The following is a 16684-nucleotide window of genomic DNA, read 5'->3' as shown; positions in this document are numbered from 1 at the left end:
GGGTCAGGCCTCCATCACCACGGAACCGGCAGCCTTACCGTCGAGCGCGACGATGAAGTCGGCGATGTACTGCAACAGCTCCACGTCGCGTACGCGGTCGGCGCCGATACCTCCCGAGCCGGCCCGCGGCAGAGGCAGCTGGACCATTCCGGTGGTGGCCCGGTACTGGGCGCTCGGATAAATCCGCTTGAGGCGCAACTGCTTCGAGTCTGGCAGTGGCATCGGTGCGATCTTCAGCTGAGTGCCGGCCACCGCGACCTCCTCGAGACCGTACTCCCGGCACAGCAGGCGCAGCTTGGCCACGGAGACCAGCCGGCGTACCTCTTCGGGCATCGGACCGTACCGGTCGACGAGCTCGTCCACGACAGCGGCAATGCCGGCATGATCCGTCGCCGCGGCGAGTTTGCGATACCCCTCGAGCCGCAGCCGGTCGCTGGTGACGTAGTCGGGAGGGATGTGCGCGTCGACGGGGAGGTCGATCCGGACCTCCTTGGGCGCGTCCTCCGTAGTGACGGGCCTTCCGTCCGCTGCTGCACGGAAGGCCTCGACGGCTTCACCGACCAGGCGCACGTACAGGTCGAAACCGACACCCGCGACGTGACCCGATTGTTCTGCCCCCAGCACATTTCCGGCGCCACGGATCTCGAGGTCCTTCATCGCCACTGCCATGCCGGCGCCGAGGTCCGAGTTCTGCGAAATGGTGGCGAGCCGGTCGTACGCCGTTTCGGTGAGCGGCTTCTCGGGCGGATACAGGAAGTACGCGTACCCGCGTTCGCGGCTACGCCCCACCCGCCCGCGTAGCTGGTGCAGCTGGGAGAGACCCAGGGAGTCGGCGCGTTCCACGATGAGCGTGTTGGCATTGGAGATGTCGAGGCCCGTCTCGATGATCGTGGTACACACCAGGACGTCGAAGTCACGTTCCCAGAAGCCCTGCACCGTCCGCTCGAGCGTGTCCTCGTTCATCTGACCGTGGGCCACCGCAACCCGTGCTTCCGGCACCAGCTCGCGGATGCGTTGCGCTGCCTTGTCGATGGAGCTCACCCGGTTGTGGACGTAGAAGACCTGACCGTCGCGGAGCAGTTCCCGTCGGATTGCCGCGGCGACCTGCTTGTCGGCGTACGCACCGACGTAGGTGAGGATCGGGTGCCGTTCCTCCGGTGGCGTCAGAATCGTCGACATCTCGCGGATGCCGGCCATACTCATTTCGAGGGTTCGCGGAATCGGTGTGGCAGACATGGTGAGCACGTCGACGTGCGTACGCAGCGCCTTGATGTGCTCCTTGTGCTCGACACCGAAGCGCTGCTCCTCGTCGACGATCACGAGGCCGAGGTCCTTCCACCGGACCCCGGTCTGCAGCAGCCGGTGTGTTCCGACCACCACGTCGATTTCGCCGTCCGCCATCCCAGCGATGATCTCCTTGGAGTCGCCGGGGTCGGTGAATCGGGACAGTCCGCGCACCTTCACCGGGAATGCTGCCATCCGCTCGGTGAACGTCTGCAAATGTTGTTGCGCGAGAAGCGTGGTGGGCACCAGCACTGCCACCTGCTTGCCGTCCTGCACCGCCTTGAAGGCCGCACGTACCGCGATCTCGGTCTTGCCGTATCCGACGTCACCGATGACGACGCGGTCCATCGGGACCGCCTTCTCCATGTCGGCCTTGACCTCGCTGATCACCGTCAGCTGATCGACCGTCTCGGTGAACGCGAACGCGTCCTCCATCTCCTTCTGCCACGGTGTGTCCGGCCCGAATGCGTGGCCGGGCGCCGCCTGACGCGCCGCATAGAGCTGGACGAGTTCGCCGGCGATCTCGCGAACTGCCTTGCGCGCCTTGCGTTTGGTGTTTGCCCAGTCGGAGCCGCCGAGCTTGCTCAGGGCGGGAAGCTCACCGCCGACATAACGGGACAGCTGATCGAGGGATTCCATGGGGACGAACAGGCGGTCACCGGGATGACCACGCTTGCTCGCGGCGTACTCGATCACGAGGTACTCACGTCGCGCGCCGCCGATGGTGCGCTCGACCATCTCGACGAATCGTCCGATGCCGTGCTGGTCGTGCACGACCATGTCGCCCGCTGTCAGTGCGAGCGGATCCACCTGATTGCGGCGCTTGGCGGGCAGTCTCTTGCCGTCGCCGACGGCGGCAACCCGGTTACCGGTGAGATCGGACTCGGTGACGATGACCAGTCCGGGTGTCGAGTCGTCACCCGGCAGCACGAGCCCCTCGTGCAGCGCCCCACGGAGCACCGCCACCTGCCCGCGCGGCGGCTCCCCGCCCGCCGTGAGTTCGGCAGCGGGGACTTCCGCCTCATGCAGCCGCTCGAGAACCCTGTGTGCGGTGCCTGCACCGGGTACGACGACGACAGCGCGACCACCAGTGCTCACGTGGGCACGCAGGGACACGAACAACTCGGCCAGCAGATCGTCGGATCCGCGCACCTGGGGCGCCGCGGTGACCGCCAGTTCGAGTTCTTCACCGTTTCCCGACGCGAGGGGGCTCAGAGTCCACCAGGGGCGGCCACTGGCCTCCGCCGAGTCCCGGACCTGGCGCAGCGAACGATAGGCGGAGGCACCGAGGTCGATACCGCCCCCTTTCAACGCCGACGCGTCGAGCGGTGCGTCAGCGCCGATCGAGGCGGCCGTCCACGAGGCCTCCAGGAACTCCTGACCGGTGCGCACGAGATCGGTGGCACGGGTCCTGACCTTCTCGGGATCGCACAGCAGGATGTGGGCGTCGTCCGGCAGCACATCGGTGAGGAGCTGCAGTTGGCCCGGCCGCAGCACCGGCAGCAGAGCTTCCATGCCTTCCACCGGAATGCCCGCCGACATCTTGTCGAGCATCTCCACGAGAGCGGCGTCGGCTTGATTGTCGGCCGCGAGTTGCGCCGCACGATCACGCACGTCCTGGGTGAGGATGAGCTCCCGACACGGCGGCGCTATCACCGCGTCGAGTTCGACTTCGGGAAGTGACCGCTGGTCCGCCACCGAGAAGGCGCGGAGCTCGGTGACCTCGTCGCCCCAGAACTCGATGCGGACGGGGTGGTCCGCGGTGGGCGAGAACAGGTCGAGGATGCCACCGCGGACGGCGAACTCCCCGCGCTTGCCGACCATGTCGACGCGGGTGTACGCCATTTCGACCAGCCGCTGGACGAGTCCGTCGAAATCGTGCTCGACGCCCACCCGCAGGGTGATCGGTTCGATCTCGCCGAGGCCGGGTGCCATGGGCTGCACGAGGGAGCGCACCGTGGTGACGATCACCCGCAACGGCGCACCGTACGAGACGTCGTCCGGGCGGGCCAGCCGGCGGAGAACCTCGATGCGCTTGCCGACGGTGTCGGCCGTCGGTGACAGCCGCTCGTGCGGCAGGGTCTCCCACGACGGGAACTGGGCGACGGCGTCGCCGATCATCTCCTGAAGCTCGGCGGTGAGGTCGTCGGCCTCGCGGCCGGTGGCGGTGACCAGCAACAAGTGGGTGCGCTCGGCGAGCGCCGCGGCCACGAACGGGCGGACGGGCCCGGGAGCGACGATGTCGAGATGACTGCGTCCGAGTACCTCGGCCACTTGCGCGATGACGCCGTCGGCCAGAGCGATCCGTGCCAGGCCGGCGAGCGGAGTTCTAGCGGACGAGGGCTCGGCGGCGATGAGCGGGGAAGACAACGACAACTCCTGAGCAGTGATGACGAACTGCCGGCGAACAGCTCGGGCCGAGGTGCTCGGCCAGTTGCGGACTGAGCCAGCCTAGTCGATCCCGGCGACATGCGGATTCTGTCTGCCCTCTGGCCGGGCAAACAGGAACGGCCGTCAGATCGCGACGTCGATACTGCCCTTGACCAGCAGTGCACCGATCGCCGCCCCGGACACCGGGCGGCTGAACAAGAACCCCTGACCTCGGTGGCAGCCCAGGTCGATGAGCGCTCGGGCCGCCTCGGCGTTCTCGACCCCCTCCGCCACCAGCTCGAGACCGAACGACTCGGCCAGCCCGACGATCGACTTCACGATTGCCCTGTCCTCCGGGTTCTTGTCCAGATTCATGACGAAACCCCGGTCGATTTTGAGCGTCCCGACGGGGAGCGCCTTGAGGTGACTCAGCGAACTGAAGCCCGTACCGAAGTCGTCGATCGCCACCTCGACGTGCAGCTCGTGCAGACCGTCGAGGGCCTCCCGAGTTCGGGTGAGGTCACTCAGCACCGCATTCTCGGTAATCTCCAGACACAAGGCACCCTGTCGCAGATCGAACTCCTTCAGCGCACTCGCGACCACGTCGAGAAAGTCCAGCCCGGCCAGCTGTCCGGGTGAGACATTGACGCGAAGGGTGAGATCCAGGCCTGGTGCCTGGCTACTCCACCGTGACCACTGCGCACATGCGGTTCTGATGACCCAGCGACCGAGTTCCCCGGCCAGGTTGGTCGCCTCGGCGACATCGATGAACGACACCGGCTGCAGCAAGCCCAGGAACGGATGATGCCAGCGCACCAACGCCTCGACCCCGATGATGCGACCGGTGCTCAGGTCGACCTCCGGCTGATACTCGAGGAACAGCGACCCGTCGGCGATGGCGCCGCGCAAGCTCAACTCGATCAGGTTGCGCTTTTCGCTTTCCGCCTGCATCTCCTCGGTGAACACGCTGATAGCGTTGCCGCCCTTGGTTTTCGCGGCCATGACCGCCTGGTCGCCCCGGCTGAGCAGTGCGCCCGTCGTCACCTTGCCCGGATGCCCTACCGCGACCCCGATACTGACGCTGCGACTGACCACCTCGCGCCCGAGCCGCACCCGCTCGGTCACCACGTCGCGGATGTGCTGTGCCCGCAGTTCCGCTTCCGCGAGGTCGACGGACCCGCCGAGGACGAGGACGAATTCATCACCACCGAGGCGTGCGACGAGGTCGTCGGGTGCGCAGCTCGCCCGAAGCCGATCCGCGATCGTGGAGATGAATCCGTCACCGGCCCCGTGGCCGAAGAAGTCGTTGAGCGGCTTCAACCGGTCGAGGTCGAGGAACAGGATGGCCACCGGGCCCGGATCCGCAGAACTCAACCGCGCGTCGAGATGGCTGTAGAGGGCGCGCCTGTTACTGAGCCCGGTGAGGGAGTCGTGATCGGCCGAGTACCGCAACTGTTCCTCGACGGCGACACGCGCCTGCACCTGTGCGAGCAGAGCGGCGATAGCCTTGAGGACATCGACCTCGGCAGGCGTCCAGTCGCGATCGCCGAACTTGATGAACCCGAGGGTGCCCGTCGTCGTCTCCCCCGACAGCAACGGAACGGCCGCGAGCGACACCTCGGGTACTCCGGACGCCTCCCGAACACGGTCGTTGTAGTCGGGCCCGGACACCTCCGGACGGGTGATGACCACTTCCTTCTGATGCTCGGTCAGCGCGAACATCGGATCCGCATCCTTGAAGTACACCACCCCGATCGGGTCCGGTTCGGGGATGTGCGGGCGCGGGGGGTATTCGGCCACCAGTACGGTTGCCCCGAGTTCGTGGTCGTTGAAGCGAAGGAAACAGGTATCCACCTCGAAGTGCTCGACCAGGTCTTGGAGGACCAGCTTGGCGACGGGCACGAAGGACACCGCATCCACGGGCGTGAGCCGTGACGCGACGGTCGTCACGAGGGTGTCGAGCTTCTCGGCGTGCTTCTCGGTAGGCACTGCGCCTCCTGTCACGACGTCGTCCGCCGTCCTGTCCGGTCCCGTCGACGCCCACTGCGCACCGAAGGCGCTGGGGCATGACTCAATCTCAGCACCATGATCAGCGACTCCTCCTCTCCCACTCCGACCAGGTCGACGAGTTCGCGTCGAAGACCCTCCAGCGACCTGGCATAGCGCGGCGACAATTGCTCGAACTCCGCCCGCTCCACACCATAGAGAAACGCCGGTGAGATGGGTTGCACCGCGAGCCCGTGCTGCTGCGCCGTGATCCACACACTCTCGGTGGCCTGTCCCCCCCGCACGTAGTCCGCCGCGTCTCGGCCGCACACCGAGAGCACCGCGATCGCCGAACTGGACGACACCCGGTCGCGAGTGGAATTGCCGAGCGCCCGGCCCCCGTCCTGCCCGCCCACGTGTTCCATCACGTCGGGTCGACGGAGCAACTCCAGCGTCGACAATTCCGCGGAGTCGAGCTCGAGAGCGCGGACATCAATTCCCACGTCGACCGGATCAGCGGGTGGCCAGCGCAATTCGTCGATCATTTCCCGGTGCAAGGTCGGAGTCAGGAACCGAATGCGGTCGGACTCCGCCAAAATCTCACCGATCGACGTCACGGTTGCTCGCTCGGTGACCAGGCGCAGCCGTCCCGCTTCCTTCTCGGCGTCCTCCACCAGGCAAGCCGCGAGTGCACTGTCGAGGCCGGCGGGCACGCCCATATTCCGGTTGGTCGTGCGCTCGCGCATGTGCATGTACCGGCGGGCAAGGTCGGGGTCGTGGCCGTCGGCGAACGTCATCGTGGCAACCGGTCGCCCCGGGTCGGTACCGCCGTGGAGCCGCACGTCGCCGAGGATCCCGGACGCTGCCGCGGCGATTCGGGCGTTGTGCAGTGCCGCTCCGATAGCCACCAGACTCCCGCGGTAGCCGACGTCCATCTCGGTAGTGTGCTCTCGAGCCAGGAAGAAGCTGAGCGCTTCGTCGTCCGCGACGATCTTCCACGGTTGAACGTTGCCACCGGACGGCGCGAGGGCCGCGGACTCGAGCACTGCGTCCACTGCGTCCACCGGGGCCACTGCGTCGAGGGGCGCAGTGCCTCCTGCGTCCGCAGATTCCGCCGCCGCGAACACCGGCTCGGAGGTCGCCGGCTCGGACAGGGTGTCGAGGTGCTCGTCGAGGTCCATGCGGCACCGCCCCGACGCGAGGGGCTGTCCGAGCCCGATCCGCCGTACCGCCGCGGCCACCTGGGCGCCACCGAGCAGCACGTCACCGCCCAGCTGAGGCCAGGTGGAGATGGTTTCGTCCACCTCTACCAGCGAGGCCGCCATCGCCGTCGACAGCTGACCGGCATCGAGGATGCGCAATACCAGGGGGATCTTCTCCCGGGCCCCCAGACCGGACAGCGAATCGACGTCGACGTCCCCGAGCACCCCGTGGAAGAGCGGACGCTCCGGTTCGAGGTCGAAACGTTCGACATCGACCAGCCCTCTGTCGCTGGTGGCCATCAGAACGGGGAGCCGCCTGCGACGCGCCTCCTGCCGCAGCGACAACTTGACGTCGAGGGAATCGCACTCGTCGATCACGACGTCGGTGCCGTCCAGGAACGCCGCCACCGTGTCGGTGCTCACGCCGTCTTCCCACAGAGACACATCCACGTACGGGTCGATCTCGGCGAGCCGACGGGCGGCCACCACCGCCTTGTTCACGCCGAGGTCGAGCACCGTTCCGGGCACCCTGTTCAGGTTCGACAGTTCCATGGTGTCGAAGTCCGCGAGCCGCAGAGCACCACATGCGCCTTCCAGGGTGAGAGCGAGCGCCACCGCGTGCCCGACACTGAGGCCGACGATCCCCACGGTCACGCCCCGTAACAGGTCCTGCTGCTCGGCCGTGATCTTGTTCCGGTTCCTGTCCAGTCGCAGCAACCGAAACGACACCGGACCGAGGAGACGTACCACCGTTCTGCGCCACGAATAGTAGGCCCAGACGGGACGCTCCTCGATCACCTCCGGCCCGGGGGCCGGTACGAGGCTGCGGAGATTCGTCCGCTGCAGTTCCAGCCGATCGACGAACAGCACGGCCGGATCCTGCCGGAGAAGCTCCAGCAGTTCCGCATCGTCGGGAACCGCCTCGTCGAGGACGAGTGCGGCATAGTCACCGCGAAAATCGTTCACGACACGCTCCGCATCGGCCGGACGACGCTTCCGATGGTCTCCGGCGCCATCGAAGGCGCCGGTCGGGACGTCGTGAGCAGTAGTTGGGCCAACTGCAAGGATTCGGCGTGGCCCCGGCGCCTCCTCCGATCCCACCACATCAGCCGCGTCTCGTAGCGGTCATCCGGATACGGCACCGGCGCAATATGGTCGGCCACCACGCCGCCGGAGGAAGCCCACGTCGCCAGCACGTGGGTGCCAGCCGTGGCGAGCATGAACTGCGCGTCGAGAAGGTCCATCGAATACGCCGCGAAACGGCCGAGCGCCACACCCAGTTCTCCCCGGTGAGACGCATTCACCGACACCCAGGCGCCCTTCGCCTCCACGACCCCGAACGGTAACCGATCCTCGATCATCCGACGAACCTCCGGGGCACCGGGATGGCCCGCCCATTCCGTTATTGCGTGTGCCTCACCTGCGACGACGTAGGGTCCTTGTGCCCGCACCCCCGCGGCCACCGAACCGTCCGCATCCAGCGCGACGAAGAACACCGCCGTGGTGTCACCGTGTCGAATCCGGCTGTACTCGAGTGCCTTTTCGGCACCGTACCTCCGATAGCCATCCTTCGCTCCCTCGAGATATGCTTCCCAGAGTTGCGGCTCGGCCGACGGCCTGGCTGCAACGAAACGGCACTGAGATCGTGCATCCCAGACGCTCAGAGTTCGGTCCAGCGGTGTGTCGGTCGAGCGAAGTTCGTAGGGCGATTTCGACAATTGCTTCACAGGCATTGGTGTGTCCCATCGTGAGTCGGTGCAGCAGTTCCGAGGGACTCACGGGTTACGAGAGACCCCAAGAACTGGACACACGATCACCGGTCACAGTCCCGCAGTGAGCTATTTTCCGCGCTCACCAGCCATTTGTCACCTGCGATGCCACAAAGCGGACCTGAAACAAACTGCAGGTCCGTCTTTTCCGGCAATAACCGACTCTGGGATTACGCCAGCGAAATGAACAACTCCACGCTGCTCGGGGAACGGAGAGACTCAACCTCTTCCGTGAAGGCGCGTTCGATGCGCCCTTCCTTCTCGGCTATTTCAGCCTGAAGCCACACATCCTCGATCGGATCGGACGACCGGCCGTCCGGCAGGAACTTGGCAAAGTATCCGGCAGGCACACGGACCAGCACGTCGCCGATCGCGAGGTCATCCAGTCCGGCACACCGGTATCCGACGACCGCGCTCCACCCGAGGTCGGGAACGGCCACATAGACGGTGGTCAGATCGTCGATTCCGCGCTGATGGATGCGCTCCCGGGTGAACTTCATCAGGTCGGTGGCATGCACCGTCGAGCCCAATTCCCTACGCGGAAGCACCAATCCACCGAAGTCGGCTGCCTCACGCTTGACGATCTCGAAAGTCATTGCGGCCCTACCTCGTAGCGGGTGGCACTATGGCCACATACAGATCGATTCCGAAGGCGTGCGGGTAGAACTCGAAATCGCCCGTGAAGGACCGTTCGATCTGTTTCAACTCTTCCGCTTCACGAATCTGCCCCCACAGCGCGTCGAACAAGTCGGGAAAGGTTCCCACCGACGAGAACTTGGCATACGTGCCCGCGGGCAGCCGGGACACGATGTGTCCCCGCTTCACCTCGTCGAGCGAGGAGCATTGGTACCCGACGATCTGGGTGTAATACGAATTGATGTCGGCTGCGTGGTCGACGTAGGCGGAGGCAAGCGGGCGGTCCACGTTCTGCGCGAGCAGCGTGGACCACGTCTTCTCGAGAGCTGGATCACGCGCCTCACCGAGTGCACGTTTCGGACTACGCACGGCCAATCCGGCAACTAGCGTTTCTTCACGTTCGACGATGACGAACGGCATCGGGCACCCTCCGGCATCATCGGCGCACTGGGCTTACAACGACACTATCGCTTTTCGCTCCACCTGCATTCAGGCGAACGGACTTCAACCATACATTGCCGGGCCGGGAGCGGTGATTCATTGGTTCCGAAATCACCCGAGCCCCCGACCGCGGGTCCACTGCACTGTAGTGGCGTCTTTTCCTACCAGAGGAGGATGTGACACACATAACACTCTTGGGATACTTCGGCATTGGCGGAACCACTCCCCTGTCCCGGTCAACTCCCCCTGCCCCTGTCAACGAAGTAGTCGACGCGACGCGAACTGGCGGAAGTACACGAGCTTGGACGGATCCACGAGCCCGGGAAGAATGAAGTACCAGACGCGCTCCATGCGACGCGGAAGTTCGTCGAACGCGTTGGTCGCAGTGGCAACGACATGGGTGCCCAACAGCGAGCCGAGCAAAAACGTCGCGAGCGTCTCGGGGGCGACGTCCTCTTCCGTGCGAATGTCGCCCTCGTCGACGGCCCTGCCGACGAGTCGCTCGAAAGCCTGCTGCCACGCGGTCACCACATTGCCGTCGGTGCCCTGGTAATCGCCTATTTCGTGCTGAAGTCGCAGCATCGCCGCCACGATCGGATCAGCACTGGCCGCCTCTATCGCGACGTAGGAGAGTGCGACGAGCGCCTCCAGCGCGGGCGTGGGCCCGTCGCTCACGGAAGTGACTCCTGCAGTGAGCCGGACCTGACCTTCGTCGATCACGCCGCGGGCGAGGTCCTCCTTGGAACTGAAGTGAAAGTACAGGGCACCTTTGGTGACACCGGACTGTTCGATGATCTCGTTGAGGCCCGCATTCGCATACCCGAGGCGCACGAACACGTCGGCCGCGGCCATCAGGACTGATGCCCGAGTGACCTCTGCACGAACCTGTCTCGCCATCGATTGCCTCCCCGACCAACCCCTCCGAGGGGGCACACAACTGCTGCGAACCCTAACACCCGCCACGCTCGAGGCTGACGGTGTTGGACCGCGCGTCGGGAAATGAGAACCCGTTCACCCGACAGGAGGCTGTGGCCTGTCCGATCCGAGCTGCGGGTCTGCTTCCAGGTTGGTCAAACCGTTCCAGCAGAGGTTGACCAGATGTGCGGCCACCACCTCCTTGGACGGCGTGCGCTCGTCGAGCCACCAGGTCGCAGTGGTCGACACCATGCCGACCAACGCCTGCGCGTAGAGCAGGGCGAGGTCCGGATCGAATCCCCGCCGCGAGAAGTCACCGGCGAGAATGTGCCCCACCTGACCGATGGCCTCGTTCAGAAGACTCGAATATGTGCCGTCCGGCGCAGCCATCGGCGAATCCCGCACCAGAATCCGGAAGCCGTCGGTGTGCTCCTCGACGTAGGTGAGCAGGGCGAGCGCCACCCGCTCGACCCGCACGCGGGAACGGTTCTGCTTCAGCGAGGACGTGATCATGTCGAGCAACCGCGACATCTCCCGGTCCACGACCACCGCGTAGAGGCCTTCCTTGCCACCGAAATGTTCGTACACGACCGGCTTGGAGACGTGCGCGCGCTGCGCGATCTCCTCGATCGAGGTGGCCTCGTAACCCCGCTCGGCAAAGAGGGCGCGTGCGATCTCGATCAGTTGCTCGCGGCGTTGAGTGCCGGTCATCCGGGTGCGCGCCACCCGCGCCGGGGTCGCATCCACTTCGGTGGGTCGGGGCACCGAGGCACCATCCTTTCCTCACACGCGCGACGGAACAAGTGCCGCGGGCAGCGCAGAACGCTGCAGGTAGCACCCACTCTATCGGGACGCCCGAAACAAATTTCCGGAGCGGTTCGACCTACGGCGGGTCGGCATGCGAGGATTCTCTCGCGCAAACGGGCGTGACACCCCGCGAGTGCGGCAATCCGCCGTAGTGTAATGGCAGCACCTCTGATTTTGGTTCAGATAGTTCAGGTTCGAGTCCTGGCGGCGGAGCGAAGCCTGAAGCGCAGCGCGCTGTCCGGGCCGGGCTGCCCAGAGAGCAGCAAGAGTGGAACGACCAGAGGGAGCTTCATGCCAGTGCAGACCGCCGTGGTCGTCCTCGCCGCCGGTGCAGGAACCCGGATGCGGTCGAAGATCCCCAAGGTACTGCACACCCTGGGGGGACGCACGATGCTGGCTCACTGCCTCCACGCGGCCGCCGAAGTCGACCCCACGCATCTCGTCACCGTGGTCGGTCACGATCGGGAGCGTGTCGCCGCCGCGGTCACCACCCTGGAAGCCTCGCTCGGCCGCGCGATCGCCGTCGCCGTCCAGGAAGAGCAGAACGGGACCGGGCACGCCGTCGACTGCGGCCTGTCTGCGCTACCCGCTGACTTCCAGGGGACCGTGCTGGTCACCGCCGCCGACGTACCCCTGCTGGACGGCGACACCTTGCGGGCGCTTCTCGAGCGCCATCGCGGCGGGACGGCCCCCACGGCCGTCACCGTGCTGACCTTCACCGCTCCCGAACCCACCGGATACGGGCGAATCGTCCGGCGGTCCGACGGCGAGATCACCCACATCGTCGAGCAGGCGGACGCTACCGCGGAGCAGGCAGCGATCACGGAGGTCAACTCCGGCGTGTACGCCTTCGACGCCGAATTCCTGCGCACAGCCCTCGGTCGGCTGAACGCGGACAACGCGCAGGGCGAGCTGTACCTGACCGATGTCGTGAAGATTGCCCGCGAGGCCGGTAAGCCCGTGGTCGCCGCCCACCTGACGGATGCCGCGAAAGTAGGCGGCGCCAACGACCGCGTGCAACTGTCGCAGCTCGCCGCCGAACTGAATCGGCGCACCGTGGAGAGGTGGATGCGCGACGGAGTCACCGTCGTCGATCCGGCCAGCACCTGGATCGACGTAGGCGTCACACTCGGGCGTGATGTCACCCTTCACCCCGGAGTCCAGCTGCACGGCACCACCACGGTGGGCGAAGATGCGGTGATCGGCCCCGACACCACGCTCACCGACGTGTCCGTCGGCGAGGGAGCGAGCGTCATACGCACCCATGGCACCGAGGCACACATCGGTGCCCGCGCCACCGTCGGCCCCTTCTCCTACCTGCGCCCGGGCACCGTACTCGGCGAGTCCGGCAAACTCGGCGCCTTCGTCGAGACGAAGAACGCCGAGATCGGAGCGCATTCCAAAGTTCCTCACCTGACGTACGTCGGGGATGCCACGATCGGCGAGCACAGCAACATCGGAGCGTCCAGTGTGTTCGTCAATTACGACGGCGTCGCCAAGAGCCGTACCGTGGTGGGGTCGCATGTCCGGACGGGATCGGACACCATGTTCGTCGCTCCGGTACAGGTCGGCGACGGTGCCTACACCGGAGCCGGCACCGTGCTGCGGTACGACGTACCCCCGGGGGCGCTCGCCGTCTCCGGTGGGAAGCAGCGCAATATTGACGGCTGGGTGCAACGCAACCGGCCAGGTACCGCCGCCGCCGAGGCGGCGTCTGCCGCGGAACATCCTCACAGTTCCGACCTGCACGAAACCGACAAGCAAGATTTAAAGGATGGCATAGAGCAGTGACCGCGAATTGGATCGACAACCAGAAGAACCTCATGCTTTTTTCTGGTCGCGCGCATCCGGAGCTGGCCGAGCAGGTGGCGAAGGAGCTCGATGTGCGGGTCACTCCGCAGACTGCTCGTGACTTCGCAAACGGTGAGATCTTCGTCCGCTTCGAAGAGTCGGTGCGCGGCTCCGACGCCTTCGTGCTGCAGAGCCACCCGGCCCCGCTGAACACCTGGGTGATGGAACAGCTGATCATGATCGATGCGCTCAAGCGTGGATCGGCCAAGCGCATCACCGCGGTGCTGCCCTTCTACCCGTACGCGCGCCAGGACAAGAAGCACCGCGGACGTGAGCCCATCTCCGCTCGCCTCGTCGCAGACCTGCTCAAGACGGCCGGCGCCGACCGCATCATCACAGTCGACCTGCACACCGATCAGATCCAGGGCTTCTTCGACGGACCCGTCGATCACATGCACGCCCAGGGACAGCTGGCCGAGTACATCCGCGGCAACTACGGCACCGAGAACATCGCCGTCGTCTCCCCCGACTCCGGTCGCGTCCGTGTCGCCGAGAAGTGGGCCGACACCCTCGGCGGCGCCCCGCTGGCGTTCATCCACAAGACCCGCGACCCGCTGGTGCCCAACCAGGTGAAGTCGAACCGTGTGGTCGGTGAGGTCGAAGGCCACACCTGCATCCTCATCGACGACATGATCGACACCGGTGGAACCATCGCCGGCGCCGTGAAGATCCTGAAGGAGGCCGGTGCCGGGGATGTGATCATCGCCGCCACCCACGGTGTGCTCTCCGATCCCGCCGCCGAGCGTCTCGCAGCGTGTGGCGCCAAGGAAGTCATCGTCACCAACACCCTCCCGATCGACGAGTCGAAGAAGTTCGCGCAGCTGACGGTGCTGTCGATCGCTCCGCTCCTCGCGCGCACCATCAAGGAAGTATTCGAGAACGGCTCGGTGACCTCCCTGTTCAACGGCAACGCCTAGGCGCTCCGCGCCCGTGAGTGGTTGACGAGTCCCTGGACTCGTCAACCACTCACAGGCGTAGCCTTCTGTCGTGTTCACCGGGATACCTATCGCTGCACTCGACTTCTACGAGGATCTCGAGGCAGACAACAGCAAGAGCTTCTGGACCGCGCACAAAGCGGTGTACGACGACGTAGTGCGGGCACCCATGACGGCGTTGCTGGCCGAACTCGAGGACGAGTTCGGCGCGGGCAAGGTGTTCCGCCCCTACCGCGACGTCCGCTTCTCGAAGGACAAGACCCCGTACAAGACCCATCAGGGCGGCTTCGTCGAAACGCGCCCGGGAGTCGGCTTCTACGTGCAGATCGATGCATCGGGCTTGTTCGTCGCGGGAGGCTTCTACTCGCACACGCCCGTTCAAGTCACCCGGTTCCGCGACGCCGTCGACGACGACCGCCGGGGACGCCAGTTGGTGCGGCTCGTGAAGAAGCTGCAGTCGTCGGGATACGAGATCGGCGGCGACACACTGAAAACGCGGCCTCGTGGCGTTGCCGAGGATCACCCGCGTCTCGAACTGATGCGCCACAAATCGCTGACCGCGAGCAAGAAATACCTCTCCCCCGACTGGATCGACAGTCCGCGCACCGCGCAGGAAGTGCGCGCAGCGTGGCGCGAGATGCGGCCACTTGTCGAGTGGCTGACCACGGTGATCGGCGCGGGCGAATGAAACTTACTGGTCGGGAAAAGTAGTGCAGCACACAGCGATTGCACCCCCTCACCCGAGGGCGAACATGATCTTCGTCACGCCCGCTCGCAGAAGCGCAGGTCGCCCGAGGGGCAATGTGACGCCCGGGCTCGCAGTGCCCTACTGTGGCTCGTCGTGATCGACGCGCAAACTCTCTCGGGCCCTATCGATATCGGTGCAATTCGAAACGTCCGGCGTTGGTCGCCGGGGGCTTGCGTCTGGTGCGGAGACGACCATGCAGTCGAGATGTTCCGCAACGAACCTCGCTGTGGCGCTTGCCGCGAGAAGGAGACCGTGATCGACGAAGCCCGGCGCTTCCTCGGCATGTACGGTCTGCGCCCCCTCGGTGGCACGCTGCAGTCGGACGACGACGAAGAGCGCGAACACCGTGTCAAGGCCCGCGATGCACGTCGTGAACTGAACGAGGTGAAGCTGTCCGAGCTTCCCGACCCCGCGGCCGTGCGCAAGGCGCTGCGCCCCCGGGCCGCCAGCGTCGTCTCGGAGACTCGCACTTCGGCCCACTCCGGAACGTCCTCGCCGTCCACGTCGAGTCGCCCGAGCTCGCCCCGCAGCTCGACCACCCCGCCCGTGGCACCCGTGCGCACCGACTCCGTGGACGTCGCCGCACTCGAAACCCGGGTGACCGGACTCCTCGAGCAGCTCACGTCGATCGACGCCCAGATGAGCCAGATCGGCGAACCCGTCGGGTTGGCGGCACGCGCCCGCCTCAGCGACCTCGAGAAGCAGCGCGCCACCGTGCTCCGCACTCTCGCCGCGCTCGAGAAGGCCCGGATCGCCGCCGGACGGTAGAACTCACGCCAAGACGGTAAGCCCATTGCGGACGCCGGGCGCGTGGCCATGAGACTCGCGAGGCCAAGCGTCGTGTCCCCACCGCCGTGAAGGCCGATCATTGCCCAGGCACGGGACTTTGTCCGATCAGACCGATCGCGGAAGTGAGGTCGTCCGGGCAGATCAGCCAGCCGGCCGCCTCCATACGGAGGAAACAGACCGGTTTCCAAGGCGCAAGTCGAGGAGTAGCCTTCGACTATGCCCCCGACTACATCCCCGTCTGCGTCGGGCGCCGTTACCGCCTCCTCGCGCGACCGGTTACTCGACGCCGCAGCGAAGCTGTTTTACGAGCAGGGCGTCCATATCGGCGTCGACGCTGTGTGCCGAGCGGCCGGTGTGTCCAAGCGGTCGATGTACCAGCTGTTCGACAGCAAGGATGACCTGGTCGCCGCCAGCCTGCTCGAGCGCACGGCACCGGACTATCAGGGCTCGCTGTTGCCTGCCGACGACGACGGTTCGCCGCGGGCACGGATACTGCAGGTTTTCGAACGATTCGAGGACCTGGAGCGGACACACGAGTTTCGTGGATGCCCGTTCGTTGCGGCGGCCATCCAAGTCAAGGCGCCCGAGCATCCGGCGAGTGTGGTCGCCCGACGGCAGAAGGACAAGCTGACCTCGTTCTTCGAGCAGGAGGCCGAGCGCGGCGGTGCGAACGACCCCGCCCGGCTGGCCCGACAGCTCACTCTCGTTTTGGACGGAGCCAGCGCCCGCTCCGTCGTTCAGGCAGAGCGCCTCGACTGCCTCGCTGTCGAGACGGCCGGCACCCTGCTCGACGCCGCCGGCATCGTCGATTCCTCGGCCTGATCAACGCTTTCCGCAGAACTTTCGGGCGCTCCTCTCGGTTGCCGCGACGGGGGTACCCGACAGAGGGTTATCGTGAGCCTGGGACGCCCGGTCCGCGGCGCGCGGTGTAGTTGCGCACCTACCGCGGCT

General features: G+C 65.9%; 13 protein-coding genes and 1 tRNA gene. 6 read left to right on the top strand and 8 right to left on the bottom strand.

From position 1 onward, the window contains the following. Nucleotides 1-3 precede the first annotated feature (3 nt). The 8 genes from mfd to HYG77_RS24355 form a co-directional block, all read right to left on the bottom strand. Complete coding sequence (gene mfd, locus HYG77_RS24390) at nt 4-3654, bottom strand: transcription-repair coupling factor (protein WP_208960900.1); 3651 nt, start codon at nt 3652-3654, stop codon at nt 4-6. A 144-nt stretch (nt 3655-3798) separates the two neighbouring features. Continuing rightward, the gene (locus tag HYG77_RS24385) at nt 3799-5643 is read right to left on the bottom strand and encodes an EAL domain-containing protein (RefSeq protein ID WP_109332279.1); all 1845 of its coding nucleotides are present in this window, start codon (nt 5641-5643) and stop codon (nt 3799-3801) included. A gap of 11 nt (nt 5644-5654) precedes the next feature. Further along, the gene (locus HYG77_RS24380; protein ID WP_208960899.1) at nt 5655-7808 is read right to left on the bottom strand and encodes an Rv1355c family protein; all 2154 of its coding nucleotides are present in this window, start codon (nt 7806-7808) and stop codon (nt 5655-5657) included. Continuing rightward, complete coding sequence (locus tag HYG77_RS24375) at nt 7805-8575, bottom strand: hypothetical protein (protein WP_109332283.1); 771 nt, start codon at nt 8573-8575, stop codon at nt 7805-7807. The genes HYG77_RS24380 and HYG77_RS24375 overlap by 4 nt, the downstream gene beginning before the upstream one ends. 206 nt (nt 8576-8781) lie before the next feature. After that, nucleotides 8782-9207, bottom strand: a complete 426-nt coding sequence (locus tag HYG77_RS24370; protein ID WP_109332284.1) for a hypothetical protein — start codon at nt 9205-9207, stop codon at nt 8782-8784. 7 nt (nt 9208-9214) lie between these two features. Beyond that, on the bottom strand, nt 9215-9667 hold the full coding sequence (locus HYG77_RS24365; protein ID WP_109332285.1) for a GyrI-like domain-containing protein: 453 nt from the start codon (nt 9665-9667) through the stop codon (nt 9215-9217). Nucleotides 9668-9943: 276 nt separating this feature from the next. Beyond that, nucleotides 9944-10585, bottom strand: a complete 642-nt coding sequence (locus HYG77_RS24360; protein ID WP_208960898.1) for a ScbR family autoregulator-binding transcription factor — start codon at nt 10583-10585, stop codon at nt 9944-9946. Nucleotides 10586-10699: 114 nt separating this feature from the next. Continuing rightward, entirely contained in the window at nt 10700-11314 is a 615-nt protein-coding gene (locus HYG77_RS24355) for a TetR/AcrR family transcriptional regulator (protein ID WP_230990262.1), read from the bottom strand. Nucleotides 11315-11552: 238 nt separating this feature from the next. On the opposite strand from HYG77_RS24355, the gene HYG77_RS24350 reads away from it, so the two are divergent. The 6 genes from HYG77_RS24350 to HYG77_RS24325 all read left to right on the top strand — a co-directional run bounded on the left by HYG77_RS24350 (nt 11553) and on the right by HYG77_RS24325 (nt 16555). Next, nucleotides 11553-11623, top strand: a tRNA-Gln gene (locus HYG77_RS24350). Between the two features lie 78 nt (nt 11624-11701). Next, complete coding sequence (gene glmU, locus HYG77_RS24345) at nt 11702-13201, top strand: bifunctional UDP-N-acetylglucosamine diphosphorylase/glucosamine-1-phosphate N-acetyltransferase GlmU (protein ID WP_208960897.1); 1500 nt, start codon at nt 11702-11704, stop codon at nt 13199-13201. Next, on the top strand, nt 13198-14178 hold the full coding sequence (locus HYG77_RS24340) for a ribose-phosphate diphosphokinase (RefSeq protein WP_109332289.1): 981 nt from the start codon (nt 13198-13200) through the stop codon (nt 14176-14178). The genes glmU and HYG77_RS24340 overlap by 4 nt, the downstream gene beginning before the upstream one ends. Before the next feature lie 70 nt (nt 14179-14248). Then, complete coding sequence (locus HYG77_RS24335) at nt 14249-14884, top strand: DUF2461 domain-containing protein (protein ID WP_109332300.1); 636 nt, start codon at nt 14249-14251, stop codon at nt 14882-14884. Nucleotides 14885-15037: 153 nt separating this feature from the next. Then, a complete protein-coding gene (locus HYG77_RS24330; protein WP_204164797.1) occupies nt 15038-15712 on the top strand; it encodes a hypothetical protein in 675 nt (224 codons plus the stop codon). 237 nt (nt 15713-15949) lie between these two features. Then, entirely contained in the window at nt 15950-16555 is a 606-nt protein-coding gene (locus HYG77_RS24325; protein WP_208960896.1) for a TetR/AcrR family transcriptional regulator, read from the top strand. The last annotated feature ends 129 nt before the right edge of the window (nt 16556-16684 follow it).

Source organism: Rhodococcus sp. ZPP, from assembly GCF_017656075.1.
Classification (GTDB): Bacteria; Actinomycetota; Actinomycetes; order Mycobacteriales; family Mycobacteriaceae; genus Rhodococcus_F; species Rhodococcus_F oxybenzonivorans.
The sequence above is the reverse complement of the archived record's forward strand: the minus strand, read 5'-3'. Positions and strand labels throughout refer to the sequence as shown.

What these genes read in the sequence shown, in the direction of transcription:
- HYG77_RS24375 (WP_109332283.1), bottom strand. Translation starts at nt 8,575, where the DNA reads ATGCCTGTGAAGCAATTGTCGAAATCGCCCTACGAACTTCGCTCGACC.
- HYG77_RS24370 (WP_109332284.1), bottom strand. Translation starts at nt 9,207, where the DNA reads ATGACTTTCGAGATCGTCAAGCGTGAGGCAGCCGACTTCGGTGGATTG.
- HYG77_RS24365 (WP_109332285.1), bottom strand. Translation starts at nt 9,667, where the DNA reads ATGCCGTTCGTCATCGTCGAACGTGAAGAAACGCTAGTTGCCGGATTG.
- HYG77_RS24360 (WP_208960898.1), bottom strand. Translation starts at nt 10,585, where the DNA reads ATGGCGAGACAGGTTCGTGCAGAGGTCACTCGGGCATCAGTCCTGATG.
- HYG77_RS24355 (WP_230990262.1), bottom strand. Translation starts at nt 11,314, where the DNA reads ATGACCGGCACTCAACGCCGCGAGCAACTGATCGAGATCGCACGCGCC.
- glmU (WP_208960897.1), top strand. Translation starts at nt 11,702, where the DNA reads ATGCCAGTGCAGACCGCCGTGGTCGTCCTCGCCGCCGGTGCAGGAACC.
- HYG77_RS24325 (WP_208960896.1), top strand. Translation starts at nt 15,950, where the DNA reads ATGCCCCCGACTACATCCCCGTCTGCGTCGGGCGCCGTTACCGCCTCC.